Source organism: Methylobacterium sp. B1 (assembly GCF_000333255.1).
Lineage (GTDB): Bacteria > Pseudomonadota > Alphaproteobacteria > Rhizobiales > Beijerinckiaceae > Methylobacterium > Methylobacterium fujisawaense.
This window is the reverse complement of sequence record NZ_BACT01000400.1, coordinates 1-1,671: the sequence shown is the minus strand read 5'-3', so window position 1 is coordinate 1,671 and position 1,671 is coordinate 1. Positions and strand designations below refer to the sequence as shown.

The 1,671-nt window shown below is 68.1% G+C and carries 1 pseudogene; it reads right to left on the bottom strand.

The window, feature by feature from the left end:
- Positions 1 to 1,528 (bottom strand): annotated as a pseudogene (locus tag I53_RS11570) (peptidoglycan D,D-transpeptidase FtsI family protein); the annotation flags it as partial.
- Between the last annotated feature and the right edge of the window lie 143 nt (positions 1,529 to 1,671).

The window sequence follows — 1,671 nt, the reverse complement described above, 5'->3', positions numbered from 1 at the left end:
CCGCCGACGAAGTAGTACGGAACCGCGGCTTCTTGGCCGAGCCCTCGGAGGCGTTGAGCCGCATGATGTAGCGCATCGCCTCGGAGGTCTGGCCCGACAGGACGTGGGTGGATCGCGCCTTGTCGTCGGGGTTCGCCTTGAGGAAGGTCGGGGTGATCAGGTCGCCGCCATTGGCGATGGCCGCCACCGCTGCCGCCGCCTGGATCGGCGCCACCGCGATGCCGTGGCCGAACGCGATGGTGATGGTGTTGATCTCGGTCCAGCGGGACGGAACGATCGGCGCCGCGCTCTCGGGCAGCTCGGTTCGCAGCCGGTCGAGCAGGCCCATCTTCTTCAGGAAGGCCTTGTGACCGGGCACGCCGACGCCGAGCGCCATCTTGGCGGAGCCGATGTTGGAGGAGTGGGTGAACACCTCCGGCATGGTGATGACGCGGTTGGTGCCGTGGTACTCGTGGATCTTCTGGCGGCCCCAGTTCAGCACGCCGCCCCGGGTGTCGAAGGTCGAGTTGACGTTGTACTTTCCGGAATCGAGCGCCATGGCGAGCGTCATCGCCTTGAAGGTCGAGCCCATCTCGTAGACGCCGACATTCATGCGGTTGATGCGATCCGGCGAGAGTGCATCCTTGGGATCGTTCGGGTCGAAATCGGGCATGGACACGAGCGCGATGACCTCGCCGGTCTTCACGTCGAGGATCATGGAGGCGCCGGCCTTGGCCTTGAAGTGGTCGATGCCCCAGGCCAGCTCGTCGCGGACGGCGAACTGCGCGCGCAGGTCGATCGACAGCTGCACCGGCTTCAGGTCCGCCTGCTTGTTGATCAGCCCGAAGCTGTTGAGGGCCTGCAGGCCGGTGGAGTCGATGTACTTCTCCATGCCGGCGATGCCGATGCCGTCGAGGTTCGTCGCGCCCAGGATGTGGGCGGCCGCGACGCCGTTCGGGTAGACGCGCTTGTGGTCGGGCAGGAAGCCGATGCCCGGGATGCCGAGCCGGTGGACCTCGGCCTGCTGCTTCGGGGTCAGCTCGCGCTTCACCCAGACGAAGCCGGCGCCCTTCTTGTCCTTGCGCTGGGTGAGCTTGGCGCGCAGCTCGGAGGCGTTGAGTTCCGGCAGGACCGCGGTGAGGAGTTCCACCGCCTCGTCCTTGTCGTAGATGTTCCCGGGTTCGGCGAAGACCGAGACCGTGCGGATGTCGGTGGCCAGGATCTCGCCGTTCCGGTCGATGATGTCGGGCCGGAAGGCGGTCGAGGATGCGGCCGCGACCCGGTGCTCCTGGCTGGGCGGATCCCCGAAGATCGCCATCATCAGGAGCTTGGCGGAGATCGTCCCGAACACGCCCACGAAGACCAGGCCGACCAGGGCGACGCGCATGTGCGAGCGCTCGATGGCCAGCCGGAACATGCTCCGCAGGAGCAGCTTTGCGCGCTCCGACGGCGGCACCGGCTCGCGCGCCTCCTCCTCGACAGGGCGCGGCGCGCCCGCGGCATGCGCCAGCGCGGCAGCCTCGAGAAGCGCGGCCTCGTGGTCCGACACGGCGGGCTCGACCGTCGGCTCTAGGGTCTGGGCGGCGTCATCGGACACGGGGGATTACCTCGAAGCCGTCGGCGGGGTGCGGGTCGTGGTGACGGTGCGGGTGATCGCGCCGGTCGTTCGCGGCTCGATCGTGCCCTGTCTTG